This is a genomic window from Sphingomonas alpina (genome assembly GCF_014490665.1).
Lineage (GTDB): Bacteria > Pseudomonadota > Alphaproteobacteria > Sphingomonadales > Sphingomonadaceae > Sphingomonas > Sphingomonas alpina.
On sequence record NZ_CP061038.1, the window covers coordinates 116,835 to 138,780 of the forward strand.

The 21,946-nt window shown below is 64.0% G+C and carries 18 protein-coding genes; 14 read left to right on the plus strand and 4 right to left on the minus strand.

The window, feature by feature from the left end:
• Positions 1 to 32 precede the first annotated feature (32 nt).
• The gene (locus tag H3Z74_RS00495) at positions 33 to 680 is read right to left on the minus strand and encodes a peroxiredoxin (RefSeq protein ID WP_187762084.1); all 648 of its coding nucleotides are present in this window, start codon (positions 678 to 680) and stop codon (positions 33 to 35) included.
• Positions 681 to 887: 207 nt separating this feature from the next.
• On the opposite strand from H3Z74_RS00495, the gene H3Z74_RS00500 reads away from it, so the two are divergent.
• The 3 genes from H3Z74_RS00500 (at position 888) to H3Z74_RS00510 (ending at position 2,664) form a co-directional block, all read left to right on the plus strand.
• The gene (locus H3Z74_RS00500; RefSeq protein WP_187762085.1) at positions 888 to 1,337 is read left to right on the plus strand and encodes an ester cyclase; all 450 of its coding nucleotides are present in this window, start codon (positions 888 to 890) and stop codon (positions 1,335 to 1,337) included.
• A gap of 116 nt (positions 1,338 to 1,453) precedes the next feature.
• Positions 1,454 to 2,080: a YbhB/YbcL family Raf kinase inhibitor-like protein gene (locus H3Z74_RS00505; protein ID WP_187762086.1), complete on the plus strand. Its 627-nt coding sequence runs from the start codon at positions 1,454 to 1,456 to the stop codon at positions 2,078 to 2,080.
• 5 nt (positions 2,081 to 2,085) lie between these two features.
• A complete protein-coding gene (locus H3Z74_RS00510) occupies positions 2,086 to 2,664 on the plus strand; it encodes an alpha-ketoglutarate-dependent dioxygenase AlkB (RefSeq protein ID WP_187762087.1) in 579 nt (192 codons plus the stop codon).
• A 214-nt stretch (positions 2,665 to 2,878) separates the two neighbouring features.
• On the opposite strand, the gene H3Z74_RS00515 is transcribed toward H3Z74_RS00510, so the two are convergent.
• Positions 2,879 to 3,529 (minus strand): helix-turn-helix domain-containing protein, encoded by a 651-nt coding sequence (locus tag H3Z74_RS00515; protein ID WP_187762088.1) that lies wholly within the window; start codon positions 3,527 to 3,529, stop codon positions 2,879 to 2,881.
• A gap of 144 nt (positions 3,530 to 3,673) precedes the next feature.
• Here H3Z74_RS00515 and H3Z74_RS00520 point away from each other — a divergent pair, with 144 nt between their 5' ends.
• The 10 genes from H3Z74_RS00520 (at position 3,674) to H3Z74_RS00565 (ending at position 17,239) form a co-directional block, all read left to right on the plus strand.
• Positions 3,674 to 5,686 (plus strand): serine hydrolase domain-containing protein, encoded by a 2,013-nt coding sequence (locus H3Z74_RS00520; protein WP_187762089.1) that lies wholly within the window; start codon positions 3,674 to 3,676, stop codon positions 5,684 to 5,686.
• Positions 5,686 to 6,696, plus strand: coding sequence for a dipeptide epimerase (locus H3Z74_RS00525; RefSeq protein ID WP_187762090.1), 1,011 nt, complete (start codon positions 5,686 to 5,688; stop codon positions 6,694 to 6,696). Before H3Z74_RS00520 ends, H3Z74_RS00525 begins: the two co-directional genes overlap by 1 nt.
• Positions 6,693 to 7,985: a peptide MFS transporter gene (locus H3Z74_RS00530; RefSeq protein WP_187762091.1), complete on the plus strand. Its 1,293-nt coding sequence runs from the start codon at positions 6,693 to 6,695 to the stop codon at positions 7,983 to 7,985. Before H3Z74_RS00525 ends, H3Z74_RS00530 begins: the two co-directional genes overlap by 4 nt.
• A gap of 68 nt (positions 7,986 to 8,053) precedes the next feature.
• Positions 8,054 to 9,211 carry a dipeptidase gene (locus H3Z74_RS00535; protein ID WP_187762092.1) on the plus strand — a complete coding sequence of 386 codons (1,158 nt, stop codon included), beginning with the start codon at positions 8,054 to 8,056 and terminating at the stop codon, positions 9,209 to 9,211.
• Positions 9,212 to 9,257: 46 nt separating this feature from the next.
• Entirely contained in the window at positions 9,258 to 11,555 is a 2,298-nt protein-coding gene (locus H3Z74_RS00540) for a TonB-dependent receptor (protein WP_187762093.1), read from the plus strand.
• A 61-nt stretch (positions 11,556 to 11,616) separates the two neighbouring features.
• Positions 11,617 to 12,618: a DUF1611 domain-containing protein gene (locus H3Z74_RS00545; RefSeq protein ID WP_229726797.1), complete on the plus strand. Its 1,002-nt coding sequence runs from the start codon at positions 11,617 to 11,619 to the stop codon at positions 12,616 to 12,618.
• Positions 12,615 to 13,745 (plus strand): YkvI family membrane protein, encoded by a 1,131-nt coding sequence (locus tag H3Z74_RS00550; protein ID WP_187762095.1) that lies wholly within the window; start codon positions 12,615 to 12,617, stop codon positions 13,743 to 13,745. The genes H3Z74_RS00545 and H3Z74_RS00550 overlap by 4 nt, the downstream gene beginning before the upstream one ends.
• Positions 13,742 to 15,319 (plus strand): serine hydrolase, encoded by a 1,578-nt coding sequence (locus tag H3Z74_RS00555; protein WP_187762096.1) that lies wholly within the window; start codon positions 13,742 to 13,744, stop codon positions 15,317 to 15,319. Before H3Z74_RS00550 ends, H3Z74_RS00555 begins: the two co-directional genes overlap by 4 nt.
• A gap of 8 nt (positions 15,320 to 15,327) precedes the next feature.
• Entirely contained in the window at positions 15,328 to 16,575 is a 1,248-nt protein-coding gene (locus H3Z74_RS00560; RefSeq protein WP_187762097.1) for a dipeptidase, read from the plus strand.
• Between the two features lie 199 nt (positions 16,576 to 16,774).
• On the plus strand, positions 16,775 to 17,239 hold the full coding sequence (locus H3Z74_RS00565) for an ECF-type sigma factor (protein WP_229726798.1): 465 nt from the start codon (positions 16,775 to 16,777) through the stop codon (positions 17,237 to 17,239).
• Here the strand turns inward: H3Z74_RS00565 and H3Z74_RS00570 are convergent.
• A complete protein-coding gene (locus H3Z74_RS00570; RefSeq protein ID WP_187762098.1) occupies positions 17,236 to 19,677 on the minus strand; it encodes a serine/threonine protein kinase in 2,442 nt (813 codons plus the stop codon). The two genes, H3Z74_RS00565 and H3Z74_RS00570, sit on opposite strands and share 4 nt — an antisense overlap.
• Before the next feature lie 408 nt (positions 19,678 to 20,085).
• The gene (locus tag H3Z74_RS00575) at positions 20,086 to 20,727 is read right to left on the minus strand and encodes an HD domain-containing protein (RefSeq protein WP_187762099.1); all 642 of its coding nucleotides are present in this window, start codon (positions 20,725 to 20,727) and stop codon (positions 20,086 to 20,088) included.
• A 208-nt stretch (positions 20,728 to 20,935) separates the two neighbouring features.
• On the opposite strand from H3Z74_RS00575, the gene H3Z74_RS00580 reads away from it, so the two are divergent.
• Positions 20,936 to 21,901, plus strand: coding sequence for a GlxA family transcriptional regulator (locus H3Z74_RS00580; RefSeq protein WP_187762100.1), 966 nt, complete (start codon positions 20,936 to 20,938; stop codon positions 21,899 to 21,901).
• The last annotated feature ends 45 nt before the right edge of the window (positions 21,902 to 21,946 follow it).

A 21,946-nucleotide genomic window follows, 5' to 3' on the forward strand; every position in this document is an offset into this window, starting at 1 on the left:
TCCGGAAAGCCGCGGCTATTCGGCGTCCGGCGTTACGATGGGTCCACCTTTGCTGGCTGGGCGACGGTGCGCAGATAGGATCGATGCGTGGTCCAGCCGCCGGGGAACAGGGTGCTTGCCTCGCCGTCCGAGACCGACGGCAGGATGATGACGTCGTCGCCCTGCTGCCAGTCCGCTGGCGTTGCGACCTTGTGCCGGTCGGTCAGCTGCAGGCTGTCGATGGTGCGCAGGATTTCATGGAAGTTGCGGCCGGTCGATGCCGGGTAGGTCAGCGTCAGGCGCACCCGCTTGGCGCCGTCGATGACGAACACGCTGCGCACCGTCGCGGTGTCCGATGCGTTGGGATGGATCAGGCCGAGCAGGGTCGAGATGCGGTGATCGCTGTCGGCGATCAGCGGGAAATTGACTTCGGTCCCTTGCGTGGCGGCGATATCGATCGCCCATTCATGATGTCGGTCGACCGGATCGACCGACAGGCCGACGACCTTGACCCCGCGGCGGTCGAACTCCGGCTTCAATCGCGCGACGGTGCCGAGTTCGGTGGTGCACACCGGCGTGAAGTCGCGCGGATGCGAAAACAGCACGACCCAGTCGCTGCCCGCCCAGGCGTAGAAGGACAGCGGCCCAATGGTGGAGTCCTGCGTGAAGTCGGGGACGATATCGAACAGATTGAGTGACATGGATCACCTCGGCGTTGGGAGGCTGATAATTTCCACTTTTTTAATGGGAATTGATGCGAAGAAATTTTATCAGCCGCAATAGCCCGATATGTCGGGAGTTCTTGCCGCGATTTGACCGCAAGGCCCGGGGTTCGCGCCTCGGCCGCCCGACCTAATCGGGGCTTGCAGATCCGCTCCGTCGATCTGGCAAACCAAGGACTCCATGACATGTCGAAGGAAGAAGATAACAAGGCCATTGTCGGCCGCTGGTTCACCTCATTCTGGGGAGAGACCTGCGACCTGGGTATCGTCGATGAACTCGCCGCGCCGGATATGCTGCTGCACTATTCGCTGCACGAACCCCGTCGCGGCCATGATGATATCAAGGCATTCATGACCGATTTCCGTGCGGCCTTTCCCAATCTCGCATTCGGGGGCGCAGCGGATCTGATTGCGGAGGGCGACCATGTGGTCGGTCGCTGGATCGGCGGCGGCACGCATAGCGGTCCTGCATTCAGTGACTTCCTGGCCGGCTCGCTCCCGGCCGCGTCCGGCCGCACGATGCGCTTCACCGGCACGACCGTCCTGCGGATCGAGAATGGCAGGATCGCCGAGGAAGTCGGCCTGGACGATGGCGTCACCGCGTTGCAGCAGCTCGGTCTTCTCCGCGCTGCCTGAACCGTGAGCCGGGGTGGCCACCAGTGTTTCGGTGGCCACCCCGGTGCAGCGGATTCCCGGCGCAACTCCTGTGGCGTTCGGGGGTTGTCAGGGCGCTAGGCAATGAAGGTAGGAAGATGCTCGAACATGTACCCGGTTGGCTGGGAAGCCTGTTGCACAATGTCCGTGCCGGTCATGCCAAATTGATCTGCGTCTCGCCCGAGATTGGCGATGTCGGGGCGGAGATCGATCTGTCGAGCCCTGCCTTTGCCGGTGGCGGGCGCCTGCCCGAGCGCTTCACCGCTGATGGCGTCGGCGTCTCGCCGCCGCTCGTCTGGGGTGCGGCGCCAGCCGGCACAGCCTGTTTCGTCCTGATCGTCGAGGATCCCGACGCGCCGGCGTTGAACCCGGTGGTCCATGCGATCGTCTCGGGTATCGCGGCGGATGAGCGCAGGCTGGCCGAAGGTGAAATCGCGGCCGACGGCACCGGCGATGGGCGCGGGCGCGATGTCGGGCGCAACAGCTATCTGGTCGAAGGCTGGTTGCCGCCCGATCCACCGACCGGGCACGGCGCGCACGACTATGTCTTTCAGCTGTTCGCTCTGTCCGAAGCGCCTGTGCTCGACGCGAACCCCGGCCGGTCGGCGATCCTTGACGCGCTAAAGGACCGGGTGCTGGGCACCGGCCTGCTGACCGGCACCTATTCGCGTGGCGAGAAAGCCGTGGCGGGCGAACGGGATTCGGGCGTGGCTGTCCCGACCTAGCGGGCATGCAAGGCAATCTTTTCGGCGTGCCGCTATGCGCTACGCTGCCACCCGGCCTGGCCTATGCCGATGAAGTGATGACGGCGACGGAGGAAGCGGCGCTGATCGCGCAATTGGAAGGCGTTGCGGTCATCCCGTTTCGCTTCCAGGGCTGGCTGGGCAAACGGCAGACCGCATCCTTCGGCTGGCGCTATGATTTCGAGGATGCGAGCTTTGCGCAGACCGAACCGATCCCGGGCTGCCTCTTGCCGCTACGGGAACGCGCAGCAGACTTTGCCGGCCTCGCGACGGACGCTCTCGTCCAGGCGCTGGTCACGCGCTACGATCCGGGGGCGGGAATCGGCTGGCACCGCGACCGCCCGGTGTTCGACCATGTCGTCGGCATCTCGCTCGAAGCGCCCGCGACCTTGAGACTGCGCCGGCGTGCCGGAACGAAGTTCGAACGGGCGGCGCTGCCACTTGCGCGGCGCTCGATCTATCATCTCCACGGCGCGGCGCGGCATGAGTGGGAACACAGCATCGTCGCGATGGACCGGCGCCGCTGGTCGGTGACCTTTCGGAGCCTGTCGCCGACGGCGCGCTGACGATCCTGACGCGATTCAACAGAATCCGGGGGTGCCGCATGGTGAGGCCGGACGAGACACCAGCCGGGCGCTTTCGTCCCGCTCTTTCTCATGGCCGCGAAGCATCGGGTGCAAACGCCTGTGTCGATCAAAACGGCTCCTGTTATGGCTCCTGTTCCGTCCTGTTTTTCAGTAACGAGAGCGATATCGACCCTGCAGTGATCGGGTTTGACCCTTAGCCGACCACCTCTGCGGATGACGATATCTCGCCCTCGTGCAGCGTCAGGAGCGATTCCATCAGCCCCTCGTCGGCGCTCGAACATACGCCCAGCACCACGGCCTGGTCGAAACCTTCCGCCGTCAGATAGGCATGGCCCATATTGGAATCGATATAGATGGATTCGCCCTTCTGCAGCGTGACCGGATCGTAGAATTCGGTGCGAACCTCGATCCCGCCCTCCAGCACATAGATATATTCCTCGCCCGAATGATGGACGAGTTCGCCGAATTCGGCGACGCTCCTGGCGCGGATCGTGGTGAGGACCGGGATCATGCGCTTCCGGCGCAATTCGGTACAGAGATAATGATAATCATAGTTCGGCGTCTCGACCCGCACCGCACGTGACAGGTCGCCGATACTGCGCCGCGCAGTGACCGGCTGTTCGCCCGAACTGGTCGATTCCGAGAACAGCTCCGACATGCGCAAGCCGAGCCGCTGGCTGAGCTGGAGCAATTTGTCATAGGTCAGGGTCAAGCGGTCATGCTCGATCTTGGACAGCGTCGATACGGGAATGCCGCTTCTCGCGCTCATCTCCTTCAGCGTCCAGCCTTCGCGGTTGCGCAAGCCCCGGAGCAATGCGCCGAGCGTTGGATTGGTCGATGCCATGCGGTGCCAATCTCTCCCGGGGTCATTGACAATTCTCTGATTAGGATCATCATGTCTTAATCAGAACATTTGTGTCAGGGTAATGGCTCAACCGCAGCGAAGCAATCCCGACTGCGGGCAAGGCCGATAATGAGGGGATCCCAAATGCGATCTATCAAACTCTTCGCTGCCGCCGCGCTGGCGCTGATCGGCGGCACCACCGTCGCGCAGCAATCCGCCACGCTCGCGCCCACCTTGGCGCCGGCCTCAACCGTCCAGCCGGCCGGCAAGCCACTCGCCGCCGTGACGCCGCCCCAGCCGCTGATCGAAGGCCAGATGCCGCTGACCAAGCAGGATCTGGACAGCTGGCTCGACGGCTATATGCCGTACGCGCTCAAGACCGGTGACATTGCCGGCGCAGTGGTGGTCGTGGTCAAGGACGGCCAGATCGTGACCAAGCGCGGCTTCGGTTATGCCGATATCGCGAAGCGCAAACCGGTCGATCCCGATCTCACCCTGTTCCGGCCCGGCTCGGTGTCGAAGCTGTTCACCTGGACTGCGGTCATGCAGCAGGTCGAGGCAGGCAAGATCGATCTCGACGCGGATGTGAATAAATATATCGATTTCAAGATACCGCTGAAGGACGGCAAGCCCGTCACGATGCGTGAGATCATGCAGCACACCAGCGGGTTCGAGGAACATGGCAAGGAGATCATGTTCTTCGATCCGAAGAATCTGACCTCGCTCGGCACCTATGTGAAGCAAGGGCTTCCCAACCGCATCTACACGCCAGGCACGACGCCCTCCTATTCGAACTACGCCACCGCACTGGCTGGCTACATCGTCGAGCGCGTGAGCGGCCAGTCGTTCGACGATTATGTCGATCAGCACATCTTCAAGCCGCTCGGCATGTCGCACTCGACCTTCCGCCAGCCCTTGCCGGCGCAACTCGTGCCGCTGATGGCGACAGGCTATCCGCAGGCCTCGGCCGACCCGGTCAAATATGAGATTGTCGGGCCCGCACCTGCCGGCAGCCTGGCTTCGCCGGGCACCGACATGGCGCGTTTCATGGTTGCGCATCTCAATCAGGGCGCCGGGCTGATGAAGCCGGAAACCGCACGCCTGATGCACGATTCGCCGCTGAGCGTCCTGCCGCCGCTCAACCGCATGGAGCTCGGCTTCTTCGAAACCAACGTCAACGGACGGCAGGTCATCGCCCATCTTGGCGACACCACCGTTTTCCACACCTCGCTGCACTTGTTCATGAAAGAAAATATCGGCTTCTACGTCTCATTCAACAGCGCCGGAAAGAACGGTGCGGTCGGCGGGCTGCGCGGTGCGATGTTCGAGGATTTCGCTGACCGCTATCTCCCTTCGATCGCGCCGGCCGACGGCAAGGTCGATGCAAAGACGTCTGCCGAGCACGCCAAGCTGATGGTCGGCAACTGGCTCAACAGCCGCCGTCAGGAAACCAGCTTCATGGCGATCACCAATCTCATCGGCCAGGTTGCTATCAGCATCGACGGAAGGGGCAATCTGGTGGTGCCGATGGTGCATGACCTGAACGGCGTGCCGTCGAAATGGATCGAGATCGCCCCGTTCGTATGGCGTCAGGTCGGCGGGCATGAGCGTCTGGCGGCCAAGGTCGTGGACGGCAAGGTCGTGCGCTGGAGCTTCGATGGGGTGTCGCCCTTCATGGTCTTCGATCGTGCGCCCGCCTCGCAATCCGCCACCTGGATCATGCCGTTGCTCTATGCCAGCCTCGGCGTGCTCGCGCTGACCCTGCTGCAATGGCCGATCGCCGCGCTGATCCGTCGCCGTTACAAGGCGCCGCTCGTCCTCGAAGGGCGCGCGCGCCAGGCCTATCGCGGCGTCCGCATCGGCGCCGGGCTGGTTCTGGCCGCGCTGATCGGCTGGATGGTCGGCATGACCAAGCTGATGGGGGATATTTCCAACCTCAGCTCGTCCTCCGATGGCATGTTGTGGCTGCTCCAGATCTTCGGCGCGATCGCCTTTGTTGGCGGCGTGTTGCTGGCGGGCTGGAACCTGTGGATCAACTGGCAGGGCAAACGCGGCTGGTTCAGCAAGCTCTGGTCGGTGCTGCTGCTGATCGCGACGCTCACTGTGTTCTACGTCGCCTGGGTCTTCGGCCTGATCGCGATGACGGTGAACTTCTGATGGCCAGGCTTCGACTCTCGGTCGTCAATGAAACGCTCCGGCTTGCCGCCCCTTTCCGCATCTCGGGCTATGTGTTCGATACGGCGGACGTGATCGTCGTCACTCTGGACGACGGCGATCATCAGGGACGGGGCGAGGCTTCGGGCGTTTATTATCTCGGCGACGACGTGCCGGCGATGCGCGCCGCGATCGAAGGCGCGCGAGCGGCGATTGAAGCGGGGGTGTCGCGCGACGAGTTGCGCGGCATCCTCCCTGCCGGCGGAGCGCGCAACGCACTCGATGCAGCGTTGTGGGAACTTGAGTCGAAGCAGACGGACAAGCCCGTCTGGGCGTTGGCCGGACTCGATGCACCGCGGCCGCTGGTCACTACCTTCACCCTCGGCGCCGACGATCCGGCAAAGATGGCAGAGGGCGCCCGGGCGTTCGATCACGCCCGCTCGATCAAGATCAAGCTGACCGGCGAACTCGATCTCGACATTGCGCGGGTCACGGCGATCCGCGCGGCCCGGCCCGATGTATGGCTCGGTGTCGACGGCAATCAGGGCTTCAGGATCGGCGATCTCGATGCACTGGTCGCAGCGATGGTTGCCGCCAATGTGTCGCTGATCGAACAGCCGCTCGCGCGCGGCCGCGAAGCCGATCTTGACGGCTATCGCTCGCCGATCCCGATCGCGGCGGACGAAAGCGCGCTGACGCTCGCAGATGTCGCCGGGCTGGTCGGTCGTTTCGATGTGTTCAACATCAAGCTCGACAAGTGTGGCGGCCTGACCGAGGGGCTGCTGATTGCCGCCGCCGCACGCGAGGCGGGGCTCGGCGTGATGGTCGGGAACATGGTCTGCACGAGCCTGGGTATGGCGCCCGGCTTCGTGCTCGGCCAGGTCTGCGACCTCAATGATCTCGACGGGCCGATCTTCCTGAAGCAGGATCGTTCCCCGGGCATGGTCTATCGCGACGGAACCGCTTGGTGTCCGGCCGCTGTATGGGGCGCTGAAGCGGTCGTCACGGCGTGACAGATACAGGGCCCGCAACGGGAGCGGAGCCAAGCTGGTTCGGTCAGCCGCGCGGACTGACCGTGCTGTTCCTGACCAATATGTGGGAACAATTCTCCTATTACGGCATGCGCGCGCTGCTGGTCTATTACATGACCAAGCAGCTGCTGCTGGGGCAGGGGCATTCCTCCTTCGTCTATGGCGCCTATACCGCCTGCGCCTATTTCACGCCGATCATCGGCGGGGTGATCGCCGACCGCCTGCTCGGCAAGCGCCGCGCGGTGATCATCGGCGCCAGCATCATGGCGGCCGGCCATTTCATGATGGCGTTCGAACCGCTTTTCTATGTCGCGCTGGCCACGATCGCGCTGGGCAACGGCCTGTTCCTGCCGAGCCTGCCGAGCCAGATCAACGATCTGTACAAGGCGGGCGATCCGCGCCGCAGCTGGGCCTATAATGTCTATTATGTCGGCGTGAACATCGGCGGATTCCTGGCGCCTTTGATCTGCGGCACGCTCGGCGAAGTCTATGGCTGGCATTATGGTTTCGGCGCGGCCGGGATCGGCATGCTGCTCGGCCTGATCATCTATGTGAAGGGGCAGCGCTACCTTCCGCCCGAAGCGCCGCGCGTGCCGACCCAGGATCTGCCGGCGACGCGCTGGGCCGAGCACAAGCGTACTTTTCTGGTGCTGCTCGCCATCGCCTTGTCGGTGACCGTGTTCCGTGGCGCCTATGAACAGGTCGGCAATACCGTTTCGCTCTGGGCCGATACCGGTGTCGATCGATCTCTGGGCAGTGTCTCGATCCCGATGACCTGGTTCCAGTCGCTCAACCCGTTGATGGTGATGCTGATGACCCCACCCTTGCTCGCTTATTGGCGCCGCCGTGCCGATGCCGGGCGCGACACCGCGCCAGCGCGGCGCATGGCGCTCGGCGCGATGATCGTTGCGGGCGCCTATCTGCTGCTCGCGCTGGTCGAATGGAGCGGCGGCGGCGCGCGCGCAGACTGGCTGTGGTTCGTGCTGTTCTTCGCGATCTTCACGCTTGGCGAATTGTTCATCCTGCCGACCGGGCTCGGACTGTTCGCACGGCTTGCCCCGCCACGGCTCGGTGCGACCACCGTTGCGGCCTGGTATCTTGCGATCTTCAGCGGGAGCCTGTCCGCTGGCCTGGTCGGCATGTTGTGGAGCCGAACCGGTCACGCTTCCTTCTTCGCCTTGCTCGCGGCGATTGCGGTCGCTGCGGCGGTGCTGTTGCGGCTGCTCGATCAGCCGGTGCGCAGTGTCGATCCGACATGGACAGGCAAATAACGTTGACAATTCTCTGATCAGGACAATAGTGTCCCAGATCGGATAAATATAATGAAGAGGGGATCCGAATGACCGACCTGCCCACGCCAAATCGTCGCACGGTTTTGCGCAGCGCGATCACTGGCGCGGTCGCGGGGACCGCGCTCGGCTTCCCGATGATCAATGCCGGCAGCTTTGCCGCCGCACCGGGCTCGGCGAAACGCTATTCGAAGCGCACGCTCGACATCATCGAAAAGACTCTGGTCGTAGACATGCTGGCGGTGCCCAAGATCGATTTCGCGCCCGACGTCTTTTCGCGCCCGCTGACCGCGCAGCAGGTCGCCGATTTCCGCAGTTGCGGTATCACCGGTTTCCATAATGCCATCGGGATCGGCGGTCCGCAGGCACGCGAGGAAGCGCTGACCTTCCTCGCCTCGTGGCAGGGGTTCGCCGGGCGCAACAGCGATCTCTTCTCGCTGGTCGGCAGTATCAAGGATCTCGAGCGCGCCAAGAAGGAGCGCAAGATCGGCATGATCATGGGCCTCCAGAATGCCGAGCAATTCGGCGCGCCGGAGGATGTACTGCTCTTCTACCGCCTGGGGCTGCGCTGCGCTCAGCTCACCTACAACACGCAGAATTTGATCGGATCGGGCAGCACCGACCGGGTCGATGGCGGGATCAGCGATTTTGGCGAAGCGATCATCACGGCGATGAACTCGGCCGGCATGCTGGTCGATGTCTCGCACAGCGGCGACCGCACCACGCTCGACGCGATCAAATTGTCGAAGCAGCCGATCGCGATCACCCATTCGAACTGCCGCGCCTTGTGCAATCACCCGCGCGCCAAGACCGACGAAGCGATCCTCGCGCTCGGCAAGACCGATGGCGTGATGGGGATCAGCGGCGTGCGCATGTTCGTCAAGGCAACGGATCCGACGACGCTGTCCGACATGGTCGACCATATCGACCATGTCGTGAAGCTGATCGGCATCGATCATGTCGGCATCGGGTCGGACGCCGATCTCAACGGCTATGACGACATGCCGCCGGATCAATATGCCGCGCTCAAGGCGAGCTACAAGGCAAGCTACGCCTTTCGCGAGAAGATCGACATCGAAGGGTTCGACCACCCGATGAAGATGTTCGACCTGACCGAGGAGCTGATCCGGCGCGGCTGGTCCGACGCCAATATCGCGCAGCTGCTGGGTGGCAATTTCCACCGGCTGCTCGGCGCGGTGTGGAAATAACAAAGGCCGCAAAGACGGTCCGAACGTCATCAAGGGGGAGAAGGTCATGACCAACATAAGAAAGATGCTCGGTGCCACCACCGCGCTTTCGCTTTTCCTGATCGCGGCGCCGGCAATCGCGCAACAGGGGCCGGCAACCGGGGATACGACCAGGGAGCCGGACAATGACGACATCATCGTCACGGCGCAGAAGCGCGAACAGACATTGTTCGAAATCCCCCAGTCGATCTCGGTGCTCGGCGGCGACACGCTCGATCGGCAAAAGGCGACCAGCTTCGTCGACTATGCTGCGCTCGTTCCCGGTCTCACCATCCAGCAAAGCAATCCCGGCGAAGCGCGCGTCGTCCTGCGCGGCATCAACACCGGATCGGTCGGCTCGACCGTCGGTATCTATGTCGACGAAACGCCGTTCGGGTCGAGTTCGAGCCTTGGCAATGCCGCAGTCTTGGCGGGCGATTTCGACACGTTCGATCTGGCACGGGTCGAGGTGCTGCGCGGCCCGCAGGGGACGCTTTACGGCGCCAATTCGCTCGGCGGCGTGCTCAAGTTCGTGACCAATGCACCCAAGCTCGACACTTTCGAGGTGCGCGGCCAGGCCGGCGTCGAGACGATCGATGATGGCGGTACCGGCTATCTCGGCAATGCGGTGATCAATGTGCCGCTGGGCAAGACGCTCGCGCTGCGCGCCAGTGGTTTCTATCGCAAGAATGCCGGCTTTATCGACGCGACCGGCCGTGCCGGTGAGAACATCAACGATTCCGAGGCTTATGGCGGTCGTGCCTCGCTGCTGTTCCAGCCAGTCGATGAATTGTCAGTGCGCCTGACCGCGGTCGCGCAGAACATCCGCGCCAACTCGCCCTCATCGTTCGACGCCGATCCGCTGACCTCGAGGCCGCTGACGGTCGGCCGGATGACGCGGGCGGAATCCTATCCTGACAGCAGCAAGGTCGATTACCGGCTCTATAACGGTACGCTGAATTATGATTTCGGCGTTGCCAACCTGACCTCGGTGACCAGCTACGGCATTCTCGACCAGCGCCGGGTGATCGACAATACGGTCGTCCTGGGGGACACGGTCAGCGGCGTCTATGCGGCGTTTGCCAATGTCACCACGCCGCTCGGCATCGTCCTGCAAGCGGATATCAAGCAGAAGAAATTCACCCAGGAGCTGCGTCTCGCTTCAGCGGATTCCGACAGTTTCGAATGGCTGATCGGCGGCTATTACACGCGAGAGACTGTCAATCTGTTCCAGCGCTACGCTCCATTTGTGCTGGGCAGCAAGGCTTTCATCGATCCTAAACTGACGGTCGGCGGGACCGATTTCCGTGAATTCCTCACTGCGTCACTCGACTCGGTCTACAAGGAATATGCGGCGTTCGGCAGCGCGACCTGGCACGTCTCGTCCCGTTTCGACATCACTGCCGGCGGACGCTACAGCCATAATGACCAGCGCTCGGTGCAGATCCAGGATGGCGCGTACCTCCCGCTGGTCGGCATTCCGTTCATTCCGTTTATCTCGAGTGGCAAGTCCAAGGAGAATGTCTTTACCTGGTCGGTCTCGCCGCGCTTCGAACTGAATGATCATGCGTCGATCTATGCCCGTGTCGCCAAGGGGTATCGCCCCGGCGGCCCGAACGTCGTACCGCCGGGCTCCGGTCCTGATTTTCCGGTCACTTTCAAGGCCGACACGCTGATCAGCTATGAAGCCGGCATCCGGGCCGAGACAGCGGATCGCACTTTCGGGATTGATGCGTCGGTCTATTATCTCGACTGGAAGGACATATTGGTGTTCGGCGCCTTCGACAGCGCAGTCGGGCAGATTGGCGCGAACGACAATGGCAAGAAGGCGCGCAGTTACGGCGCCGAGGTGACGGCGACGATCCGCCCGACCGCCGGGTTCACCGTGGTGCTCAACACCGCCTATAACGACGCCAACCTGACCGACGATACGCCGGCGGTGACCGGCGGTTTCGATGGCGACCGGCTGCCCTTCTCGCCGAAATGGAACGCGAATCTCAGCGCCGATTACGAATGGAGGTTGTCGGGAAGCGCCAGGGCGTTCGTCGGCGGCAACATCCGGTTGATCGGCGACCAAGCCGCCGATTTCGACACGGGCTATCGTGCTGCGTTCGGGCGCCGGCTGCAGCTCGACGGTTACCAGACCGTCGATTTGCGCGCGGGCGTCGATTTCGGCTCATTCACCGTCACCGCCTATGCCAAGAATCTCACCAATGAGCGCGGTTTCAACAATCTTGCGGGCTTTGGCACGCGGCCCGGCACGGCGGTGGCAGCATCGCCGATCCGGCCGCGTACGGTCGGCGCTACGCTCGGCTTCTCCTTCTGATCGGCGGTACCATGTCACATTCAAGCGCACTGCGCGAACCCCGCGAGCGTGCGTCGGGGGCTTGCCAAAGTCCTATCTCCTGTTCCTCGGGGACACGACCATAACCGGCTATGCCAAGACCGCTTTCGGCCTGCGCGACTGGGCGGGTGATGCCTGTGTCGGCGAATATGCGCTCGCCGGCGCGACCGTCTCGACCGGCCTGCCGCGCCTCTCCCCGGCCGAGGCGCGGCTGCGCGGCGCGCGCGCGATGATCATCGGTGTCGCCAATGCCGGCGGAGTGATCCCGGACAGCTGGGTCGCCGGTCTGATCGAAGCGCTAGAGGCCGGACTGGACCTGGTCAGCGGGATGCATATGAAGCTTGGCGACATGCCGGTTCTACGCAATGCCGCTGAACGCCTTGGGCGTGAATTGATCGACGTGCGTACGCCGCCGGCGGGCATCCGTGTCGGTACGGGGGCGAAACGCGGTGGCAAAAGGCTGTTGACCGTCGGTACCGATTGCGCACTGGGCAAGAAATACACTGCGCTGGCCATTGCGCGCGCCTTTCGGGCACGCGGCGTCAATGCTGATTTCCGCGCCACCGGCCAGACCGGGATCATGATAGCCGGCGGCGGCATCCCGATGGATGCGGTGGTGTCGGATTTCCTCGCCGGCGCGGCCGAACTGCTCAGCCCCGATGCACCGGCCGATCACTGGGACGTGATCGAGGGGCAGGGTTCGCTGTTCCACCCGGCCTATGCCGCGGTGACACTCGGCTTGCTGCACGGCAGCCAGCCCGATCTGTTCGTCGTTTGCCATGAGCCCGGCCGTACCGCGATGCTAGGTCATCCGGGCTTTACCCTGCCGTCGATCGAGACGGTGATTGCCGAGACGGTGGCGCTTGGCCGCCTGACCAACCCGGCGATCCGCTGCGCCGGGGTGAGCCTCAACACCGGCGCGCTCGGTACCGAGACCGCCGCGGCTCTGATCGCGGCCGAATCCGATAGGCTCGGTCTGCCGGTCGCCGATCCGATCCGCGGGGGCGCCGCGTTCGAGCGCCTTATCGACGCCTGCCTCGCATGAGCCAGGTTGCACCCAGGACGGGATCGAGCTGGTTCCAGCGGTTCCTGCTGCCCGGTTTCGCTTTCAAGGCGGTGATCATCGGCGGCGGTTACGCGACGGGCCGCGAGCTTGCAGAGTTTTTTCTGCCCAGCGGTCCATGGGGCGGCCTTGCCGGTATGGTGCTGGCGATGCTGGTGTGGAGCGTGGTCGCCGCGACCACGTTCCTGTTCGCGCGGCGCACCGGCGCGCGCGATTACAGCAGCTTCTTCGAAGCCCTGCTCGGTCGCGGCTGGGTGGTGTTCGAACTGGGTTATTTCCTGTTTCTGGTGCTGATCCTCGCCGTGTTCGGCGCAGCAGCGGGCGCGATCGGCCATGCCGCGCTGGGACTGCCGCCGATCGCCGGCACGCTGGCGCTGATGGCGGGCATCGCGATCTTTGCCGGCTACGGCAACACGGCGGTCGAGCAGCTGTTCAAATATGTCTCGTTCCTGCTTTACGGCGTCTATGCGCTGTTCCTGGTCCTGGCGCTGGCCGGGTTCGGCGACCGCATCGCCACCGGTTTCGCCATCCCGGCGGTGTCCGACGGCTGGGCGCTCGGCGGGCTGACCTATGCCGGCTACAACATCATTGGCGCGGTGGTGATCCTGCCGGTGCTGCGGCACATGACCAGCGACCGCGACGCAGTGGTCGCGGGACTCGTCGCCGGGCCATTGGCGATGATCCCGGCGATCATCTTCTTCGTGTGCATGATCGCCTTTTATCCGCAGATTGGTGCCGAAGTGTTGCCGTCGGATTATCTGCTGACTCAGCTTGGCAATCCGGTGTTCCATCTGCTGTTCCAGCTGATGATCTTCTCCGCCCTGCTCGAAAGCGGTACCGGCGCGGTCCATGCCGTAAACGAGCGCATCGCCAAGGCCTGGCGCGTCCGGCGCGGTACGGCGCTCGGCAATGGCGGGCGGCTCGTGATTGCGATCGCGCTGCTTGTCCTGTGCATGCTGGTCGCCGACCGGTTCGGGCTCGTGACCCTGATCGCCAAGGGCTACCGCGCGCTCGCCTATGTGTTCCTCGCCGTCTATGTCCTGCCGCTGATGACGCTTGGCGTCTTCCGACTGTGGCGTGGCGGCAACCCAGCCCCGGAGGCCCAATGAACCGTTTCGCACTTGCTCTGGCGCTGACGTCAACTCAGCTCGCCACGCCGCTCTGGGCAGCGCCGCCCAAGGGTTTCGAGACACGCGTCGAAACGCTGCGCAAGACGGTCGGCGTGCCCGGCATGGCGATCGCCATTGTCGAGAATGGCAAGACCGTGCTCGCGCGCGGCTGGGGCGAGAAGAAGCTCGGGTCGAACGATCCGGTGACGCCGAACACGATCTTCCCGACTGGATCGACCGGCAAGGCCTTCACGGTCGCGGCGCTCGCCACCCTGGTCGATGCCGGCAAGATCGGCTGGGACGACAAGGTGATCGACCGCCTGCCCGGCTTCCAGATGTATGATTCCTGGGTCACGCGCGAGATGACGATCCGCGACCTGCTGGTCCATCGCAGCGGGCTCGGGCTGGGCGCGGGCGATCTGCTGTTCGTGCCGCGCAGCAATCTGTCGCGCGCCGAGGCGGTGAAGCGGTTGCGCCATATCAAGCCGGCGACCAGTTTCCGCGACGGCTTCGCCTATGACAATGTCCTCTACATGGTCGCCGGCCAGCTGATCGAGTCGGTGTCGGGCCAGACCTGGGAGAAATATGTCGTCGAGCATGTGCTGAAGCCGGCGGGCATGACCGTGTCGACCAGCGACGATGACAGCTTCTTCGCCACCGCCGATCGCGCCCAGCCGCATGCGCGGATGAGCAGCGGATTGCGCGGCGCCGGCGAGCAGGAAGTGCTCAACGAACGCGACGGCCTGGCGCGCAACGCCGCGCCGGCGGGCGGGCTCGCGGTCAGTCCGACCGACATGGCGAAATGGCTCGCGATCCAGCTCGCGCACGGCAAGCTGCCGGGTGGCGGGCAATTGTACAGCGAAGCGCAGGCGAAGGAGATGTGGAATCCGGTCACGCTGCAGCCGATCGCGGTACGGCCCGACTATCTGAAACCGACCGAGGCCAAGTTCCACAGCTATGCGCTCGGCTGGGACATACAGGATTATCGCGGCGCGAAGATCGTCTCGCACGGCGGCGCGGTGTTCGGGTTCCAGACCATGGTGGTGTTGCTGCCCGAAAAGAATGTCGGCTTTGCGATCGAGATCAACAGCGAGGACGGCGAATTGCTCCAGGGCCTGATGTACGAGCTGCTCGATCATTATCTCGGCGCACCGGCGGCGGACTGGCCGGCGAAATATTCGACCTACAAGAAGAGCCGTGTCGCCAAGGGGCTTGAGATGTTCAAGGCCAGCGCGGCCACGCCGGCCAAGGTCGGCCCCTCGCTCGCCCTGACGCGCTACACCGGCATTTTCGCCGATCCCTGGTACGGCAATATCGAGGTCGCGGAGGGCAAGGGCGGCTTGACGATCGATTTCAAATCGACCCCGCGAATGGGCGGGCGGCTCGACCATTGGCAATATGATACGTTCGTCACGCGTTTTGACGACAAGACAATCGAACCGGCCTATGTCACTTTCGGTCTCGATGCCGAAGGTAAAGTGGAGCGTGTCACGATGAAGCCGGTCTCTCCGATTGCGGATTTCAGTTACGACTATCAGGATCTTCTCTTCGCACCGGTGGCTGCCGCGAAATGAGCCGGATCATGAAGGCCACGGGCCTGTTCGCATCGGTCGCGCTGCTGGCGTTCACCGTTCCCGCTCATGCGCAGGATGAGGAGGCGCGGGTAGCGCGCGTGCTCAAGGCGACGCCGATCATCGACGGTCATAACGACTGGCCGGAGACGCTGCGCGAGCGCGAAGGCGAGGGGCGTTGGACGATCGATCTGCGCCGCGGGCTCGACCGCAAGCCCCAGCCATACAACACCGATATCGAACGGCTGCGCAAGGGTATGGTCGGCGGCCAGTTCTGGTCGGTCTATGTCTCGGCCAATCTGCCCGGGCCGGAGCAGGTCAAGGAGACGCTCGAGCAGATCGACTTTGTTCACCAGCTTGCCGCGCGCTATCCGGAGACCTTCGCGCTCGCCCGAACCGCGGACGACGTGCGGCGCATCCAGCGCAGTGGCCGCATCGCCTCGATGATCGGGGTCGAGGGCGGCGGCCAGATCGACGGCAGCCTGTCGGTGCTGCGTACGTATCATGACCTGGGTGCTGGCTATCTGACGCTGACCCATTCGCTGACCATCGACTGGGCGGACTCGGCGACCGACGATCCCAAACATGACGGCCTGACCGCGTTCGGCGAAGAGGTGGTGCGCGAGCTGAATCGGCTCGGGATGCTGGTCGATCTGAGCCATGTGAGCGAAGCGACGATGCGCGATGCGCTGCGCGTGTCGAAGGCACCGGTGATCTATTCGCATTCGGGCGCGCGGGCGCTCGACGATCATCCGCGCAACGTGTCGGACGATGTGCTCAAGCTGGTCGCGGCGAATGGCGGCGTAGTGATGGTCAATTATGCGCCGAGCTATGTCTCCGATGCCTATCGGCGCTGGTCAGCGGATCGCGGGGCTGAGCGGACGCGGCTCAATGCACCACCCTTTGGCGGTCTCTATATCGGCCAGCCGGACAAGGCGAAGTCGGCGCTCGCTCAATGGGAGAAGGATCATCCTGCTCCGCGCGTGACGCTGGCGCAGGTGGCCGATCATATCGAGCATATCGCCAAGGTCGCCGGGCCGGACCATGTCGGTATCGGGTCGGATTTCGACGGTACCGGCAACGAATTGCCCGACGGGCTGGGCGATGTCGCGACCTATCCGCAGCTGATGGCCGAGCTGATGCGGCGCGGCTGGAGCGATGCGAATATCGCCAAGCTGGCGGGCGGCAACATCCTGCGCGTGATGGAGGCGGCGGAGAAGGTCGCGGCGGCACCCGGATCCACCAGGACGCGGAAGTAGCGCGGTCGATTGGGCCGCGCTGGCGTTTGCCGGAGCGCGGCCCAATCGCGCTTGCCATCCACCCCATGCCGCGCCCATAAAATGCGCACTGGGTTCCAGGCTTCAGGCAAGGCGGGGAAGACCGATCAAACCGGACGCACCTTCAGGCGATCAAACCTCCGTCACCTCGGGCGACCTGGTCGCATCGCTATATGACGAATTGCACAGCATTGCGCGACGCGAACATTTTCGTGCCGGTGGCCGCCAGACGCTGCAGACCACCGCGTTGATCAACGAAGCCTATCTCAAGCTGCACAAGCGCGACGGTTGGGAAAGTCGGACGCACTTTCTGGGCTGCGCCGCCACCGCCATCCGGCACATCCTGATCGACGCGGCGCGAGCTCGGCTGGCGTCCAAGCGCGATGCTCCGACCTATTCTTTCACTCAAAGCCTGGATACGCTTGCCGCCGCCATACCGGAGGATGCGCAGGTCGTCCGGCTGGGGGACGCGCTGAAGCAGCTTTCCGAACTCGATCCCAATCTTGCGCAGGTGGTCGATTGCCGCTTCTTCGCCGGGCTGGACGAACGCGAGACCGCGGCCGTGCTTGGCGTCAGCGATCGCACGGTAAGGCGCTGGTGGACTCAAGCGCGCGCGCTGATCTATCGCGAGATGGTAACCGACTAGCGCGCGCTGGCGATGCGTGCGCGGATCGGCGGAAAGCCCTTCAGATTGGCGGCTCCGGCCGGCCCCATCGCCCTGATGATCGCCTCGGAACGATCGAGCGCCGCGCTCGCCTCGTCCAGACGCCCCTGCTTCAGCCGGACGATCGCCTGGGTGCGCGCGAGCATGGCATGCGGCAGCCCGGGTTTAGCGATCGCCGTCACCAAAGGGGCGACTTCGCCCACCACCTTGTCCGCGCTCGTGACATCGCCGGTTTCAGCCATCGCCTCGGCCAGCCCAAGTCCGATGACGAGCGTGGACAGGGCCCCTTGTCCCACATACTCGGTTGCGATGGGGCGTGCTTCGGCCAGAACGCGCCGCGCCTCGTCGAACTTGCCGAGCGCAAGCTTGGCCCGGCCGAGTGCACCCAGGTCGGCCGCGAGGCCTGCCGACGGACCGAACACGGACTTGCGCTGCGCGGCGACGCGCTCGAAGATCACCTCGGCCCGGGCAACCTCGTCCAGCTTCAGAAGCCTGATTCCCTTGAGCTGCATGATCGCCAGCCCCTGCGTGCTTTTCTCCAGCCCGGTGCGTTTCAGCGCAGCGTCGGCCTGGGCGAAAACCGCGGGCATCGCATCGAGCCGATTGGCCTCGACCATATAGACGAGCAGATTGTTGTAGAGCGTCAGCAGGTCGCGGTGATTCTCCACATAGACCCGATCCGCCTCCGGCATCGCGTCCGCAAGCAGCCGGATTGCGCTGTCATAGTCGCCTCCACGGCGGGCAAGTTGCGCACGACCGCCGATCACCTCCAGCCGTTCGGTGCGGAAGCGCGCAGGGTCGGTGCGGAACACGGCATCGGCGGCATCAAGCAATGGCGCCATGTCGTCCGACTTGTTCATCGCGGCGGCCGAAGAGGCGAGGCGGAGCTTGATCTCCGCGGTCGCGACGGCGTCGTTGCCACCGATCCCCCGCGCCAGCGCGCGACGCAGCAATACGTCAGCGCCCGCCGCATCCTCCAGATTGACGTAGAGGTCCGACAACGTAGTGATCAGCGTCGCCGATCGCGCGCTGTTGTCGAGCGAGCCGACCAGCCGCTCGGCGGTCTTGTCGAGCATCTGCTTCACCGTCGCGTCCGCCCCGGCATCGGTTTCCGCGGTGTCCCGGAACATGACGGTGAGCATCCGGTTGATCGCATCGGAGCGTCGCGCCTCGTCCAGCGCCACATCGCGCTCGATCGCGGTCTGCCGCGCCTGCCAGGCGATACCACCCGCGCCGACCAGGATCGCGACGATCGCCGCGGCGCTTGCCGTCACCGCCCAGCGATACCGTCGCACGAAACGCCCGACCATATAGCGGGTCGAACCGGCACGCGCCTGGACCGGGCGCAGTTCCTGATGGCGCCGGAGGTCGTCCGCCAGATCGATCGCGCCGCGGTAGCGTTCCTGTGGAGAGCGTCGCATTGCCTTGAGAATGATCGCGTCGAGATCGCCGGCGATCCGGCCGCTGGCGATCGGTGCACCGACGCGGTCCGCCGTCTTGCTCGGCAGCGGGGGATCCTCGTGCAGCACCCGGCGGATGATCGAGGGAACAGATGCGCCTTCGCGGTGCCAGGGCCCGGCCCCGGTCACCAGCTCGAACAGGATCACGCCGAGCGCATAGACATCCGCCGCGACCGTCGCCGTGCCCCCGCCGAGCTGTTCCGGCGCAGCATAGTCGGGCGTCAGGATCGCTTGAGTCGCCATGGGCGCCGCGGCGCTGTCATCGAGCAGTCGCGCGATGCCAAAATCGAGCAGACGGACGCGCCCGGCGGTGTCGATCAGGATATTCGATGGTTTGAGATCGCGGTGGATCACCAGATTTGCATGGGCATAGCCGACCGCATCGCAAATCTCGCGGAACAGCCTGAGCCGTGTGTCCAGATCGGCCCCCGTGCGCCGGCACCAGGCGTCGATCGGTTCGCCTTCGACATATTCCATCGCCATATAGGGGCGGCCATCGGGGCCGATGCCGCCGTCGATCAGCCGGGCGATGCCGCGATGCTCGAGCCGCGCAAGCACACGACGTTCACGGTCGAACAATCCGCCCTGCTCGGCCGCCTCGGCGCGCAGCATCTTGAGTGCGACACGCTGTTCGAAATCCGTACTGGTCCGGTGTGCGAGATAGACTTCACCCATGCCACCGCGCCCGATCAGCCGGTCGATGGTGAAGGCGCCGATCTCCTCGCCGGCGGCAAGCGAGCTATACCCCGTTGCCGGGTCGGGCAGGGAGAGGTCAGGGGGCGACATTTCGAAGATGCCGTCGCTCGACGCGGCGTCGAGCAGGGAGGTCACATGCGCGAGAAGGTCTGGTGAGACCTTCGAGCGACGCAGCCGCTTGTCGCGTTCCTCCGGCTTGAGGTCGATCAACTCGTCAAACAGAGCCTGGACCTTGGTCCAGTCCTCCCCGTTCAAATCCTTCATGCCCGGGCCCCCTCAAGCGGATTGGAGACTCGCCCCAATCAATATCGGAATAACGATCCTGATCGACCCGATGCACAATTGATAGAGCAGCGATGCGACATGATTTTCCCCTGTTATCCGGCGAAAAAAATCGACCCCTGTTATGTTGGAAATCGGCATCGAATTTGGGGTTATTTATGAATGTCTTGACCCCCTCCACCGCTGTTATGCGGAACAGGGGTGAGGGCAGGGAACAACAGCGGACAGACCGGGGGTTGTGCCGCACTGGATCGAATCCGCCCGATCTTGTTATCTTGACGGTGGAAAGAGCGGGACGAAAGCCGAACGGGCTCATATCCGGCGCGATGTTGCCATGATCGATGCAGCTATTGAATCACGTCCGGCCGTACTGCGGTGACGACTCTGTGGTCAGTCCGGCCAGGCCGAGCCGAGGATGATGCTGCAGAAGTTCAGCCGCTGATAGGAAGGATCCTTGAGCGCAAGCACATCGGCCTTCACATTGCCGAAAGTGGTCAGTGGCTTGCCGATCGTACCCTGCGCGAAATGATCGATGATGCCGTGCTTGAAATCATGTTCGCGCGGATGGTGCGCACAGACATGGTCGCGCTGGTCGGCGGTGAAGTCATGATAGGCGATGCCGAGCACGTCCATCTCGACTCCGGCGGTGACCAGAGCGACTGTCGGCCGCATATGTTCAGGGATGCCCGGCGTGGTGTGGAGCGCGATTGACGCCCAGACATCGTCGATATCGCGTTCCGGCAGGCCATAGCCGGTGAGGAAATCGCGCGCCGCATTGGCGCCGTCAACTTCGAAGCGCAGATCCTTGCTGGCATGGGCCTGGGTCAGGCCCATATCGTGGAACATCGCGCCGATATAGAGCAGTTCGGGATCATAACCGATGCCGCGCCGCGCAGCGGTCAATGCACCCCATAGGAATACACGGCGGCTGTGATTGTAGAGCAGATCATCCTCGGTATCGCGGACGAGCTCGGTCGCGGCGCGCGCCATGGTGCTGTCGGGAATGGCAATCCCTGCGATGGTGGTGGTCATGAAAATCTCCTGTGACGGGCATGACGGGTCGTGGCGTGACTCGCGCACGCGGTGGCCAACCCGGCGGTTGTTACGGTGACGCTCCGCTCGACGAGGCGTGACGCTTTATCTGCGGTGTGAGATCTTGCGCGGCAATGCCGCTTGCCCATCGGATCGGGACAATGGCACATGATTTCGCGCCATCGTCATGGCGTGCGGGAATTGGGCAATGGCGGTGCAGACGGTCGCGGTAGTGATCCATGACGGCGTGCAGGCGCTGGACGTGGCCGGCCCGGTCGATGTCTTCGCCGAAACCAACGCATTCATAGCATTGGAGGACCGCTACGAGTCTTTGCTGGTCGCCGCCGATCGCGATCCGGTGCGCGCGTCCAACGGGATGCGCCTGTTGCCCGACCTGAGTTTTGCCGACCCCCTGCCCGAGGCTGCGATCGTGCTGGTCGCGGGCGGCCCGGCCTTGCCCGATGCTCCCTCGGATGCCGTGATGTCGGATTGGCTCAGGGCTGCGTCGGAGCGTGCTGCGCTTTACGGATCGATCTGCACCGGTGCGTTCGCGCTTGGCCATGCCGGGCTGCTCGACGAGCACCGGGTAACCACGCATTGGCAGAACGCACAGCGTCTTGCCGCGTTGTTTCCCAATGCGCAGGTCGAGCATGACCGGATTCATCTGCGCGATGGTCGCCTGGTGACCTCGGCCGGCGTCACGGCGGGGATTGATCTCGCGCTTTCGCTGGTCAGCGAACGCCATGGCCCTGCGATCGCGTTGCTGGTGGCGAAGCGGCTGGTCGTGACGGCGCAGCGCCAGGGCGGGCAATCGCAGTTCAGCCCCTTCCTGACTGCGCCGGCCGACGAGACGTCACCGATCGCGCGAGTTCAGGTCCATGTGATGGAGTATATCCGGGACCGGCACACCCTGCGGATGCTGGCGGACGGCGTCGGCATGAGCACGCGCACCCTCGCACGCCTGTTCGTCCAGGAAACCGGCATCACGCCGCATGAATTCGTCGAGCGCGCGCGGGTCGATGCCGCGCGCAACCTGCTCGAAGGCACTGGCCTGGCGTTGAAGGCGGTCGCGTTCGATTGCGGCTTCGGCACGGCGGACCGGATGCGGGCGGTGTTCGTGCAGCGGTTGGGCATTTCGCCGGCACAGTATCGCGCGAGTTTTCGCCGCGAGTGAGGTGGAGAATAGTTGCGCGGGGCAGGTGGGTCGGGCGTATAGCGG

What these genes read in the sequence shown, in the direction of transcription:
- H3Z74_RS00510 (WP_187762087.1), top strand. Translation starts at nt 2,086, where the DNA reads ATGCAAGGCAATCTTTTCGGCGTGCCGCTATGCGCTACGCTGCCACCC.
- H3Z74_RS00505 (WP_187762086.1), top strand. Translation starts at nt 1,454, where the DNA reads ATGCTCGAACATGTACCCGGTTGGCTGGGAAGCCTGTTGCACAATGTC.
- H3Z74_RS00570 (WP_187762098.1), bottom strand. Translation starts at nt 19,677, where the DNA reads ATGAAGGATTTGAACGGGGAGGACTGGACCAAGGTCCAGGCTCTGTTT.
- H3Z74_RS00560 (WP_187762097.1), top strand. Translation starts at nt 15,328, where the DNA reads ATGAAGGCCACGGGCCTGTTCGCATCGGTCGCGCTGCTGGCGTTCACC.
- H3Z74_RS00495 (WP_187762084.1), bottom strand. Translation starts at nt 680, where the DNA reads ATGTCACTCAATCTGTTCGATATCGTCCCCGACTTCACGCAGGACTCC.
- H3Z74_RS00555 (WP_187762096.1), top strand. Translation starts at nt 13,742, where the DNA reads ATGAACCGTTTCGCACTTGCTCTGGCGCTGACGTCAACTCAGCTCGCC.
- H3Z74_RS00515 (WP_187762088.1), bottom strand. Translation starts at nt 3,529, where the DNA reads ATGGCATCGACCAATCCAACGCTCGGCGCATTGCTCCGGGGCTTGCGC.
- H3Z74_RS00580 (WP_187762100.1), top strand. Translation starts at nt 20,936, where the DNA reads ATGGCGGTGCAGACGGTCGCGGTAGTGATCCATGACGGCGTGCAGGCG.
- H3Z74_RS00550 (WP_187762095.1), top strand. Translation starts at nt 12,615, where the DNA reads ATGAGCCAGGTTGCACCCAGGACGGGATCGAGCTGGTTCCAGCGGTTC.
- H3Z74_RS00520 (WP_187762089.1), top strand. Translation starts at nt 3,674, where the DNA reads ATGCGATCTATCAAACTCTTCGCTGCCGCCGCGCTGGCGCTGATCGGC.
- H3Z74_RS00575 (WP_187762099.1), bottom strand. Translation starts at nt 20,727, where the DNA reads ATGACCACCACCATCGCAGGGATTGCCATTCCCGACAGCACCATGGCG.
- H3Z74_RS00500 (WP_187762085.1), top strand. Translation starts at nt 888, where the DNA reads ATGTCGAAGGAAGAAGATAACAAGGCCATTGTCGGCCGCTGGTTCACC.
- H3Z74_RS00540 (WP_187762093.1), top strand. Translation starts at nt 9,258, where the DNA reads ATGACCAACATAAGAAAGATGCTCGGTGCCACCACCGCGCTTTCGCTT.
- H3Z74_RS00525 (WP_187762090.1), top strand. Translation starts at nt 5,686, where the DNA reads ATGGCCAGGCTTCGACTCTCGGTCGTCAATGAAACGCTCCGGCTTGCC.
- H3Z74_RS00535 (WP_187762092.1), top strand. Translation starts at nt 8,054, where the DNA reads ATGACCGACCTGCCCACGCCAAATCGTCGCACGGTTTTGCGCAGCGCG.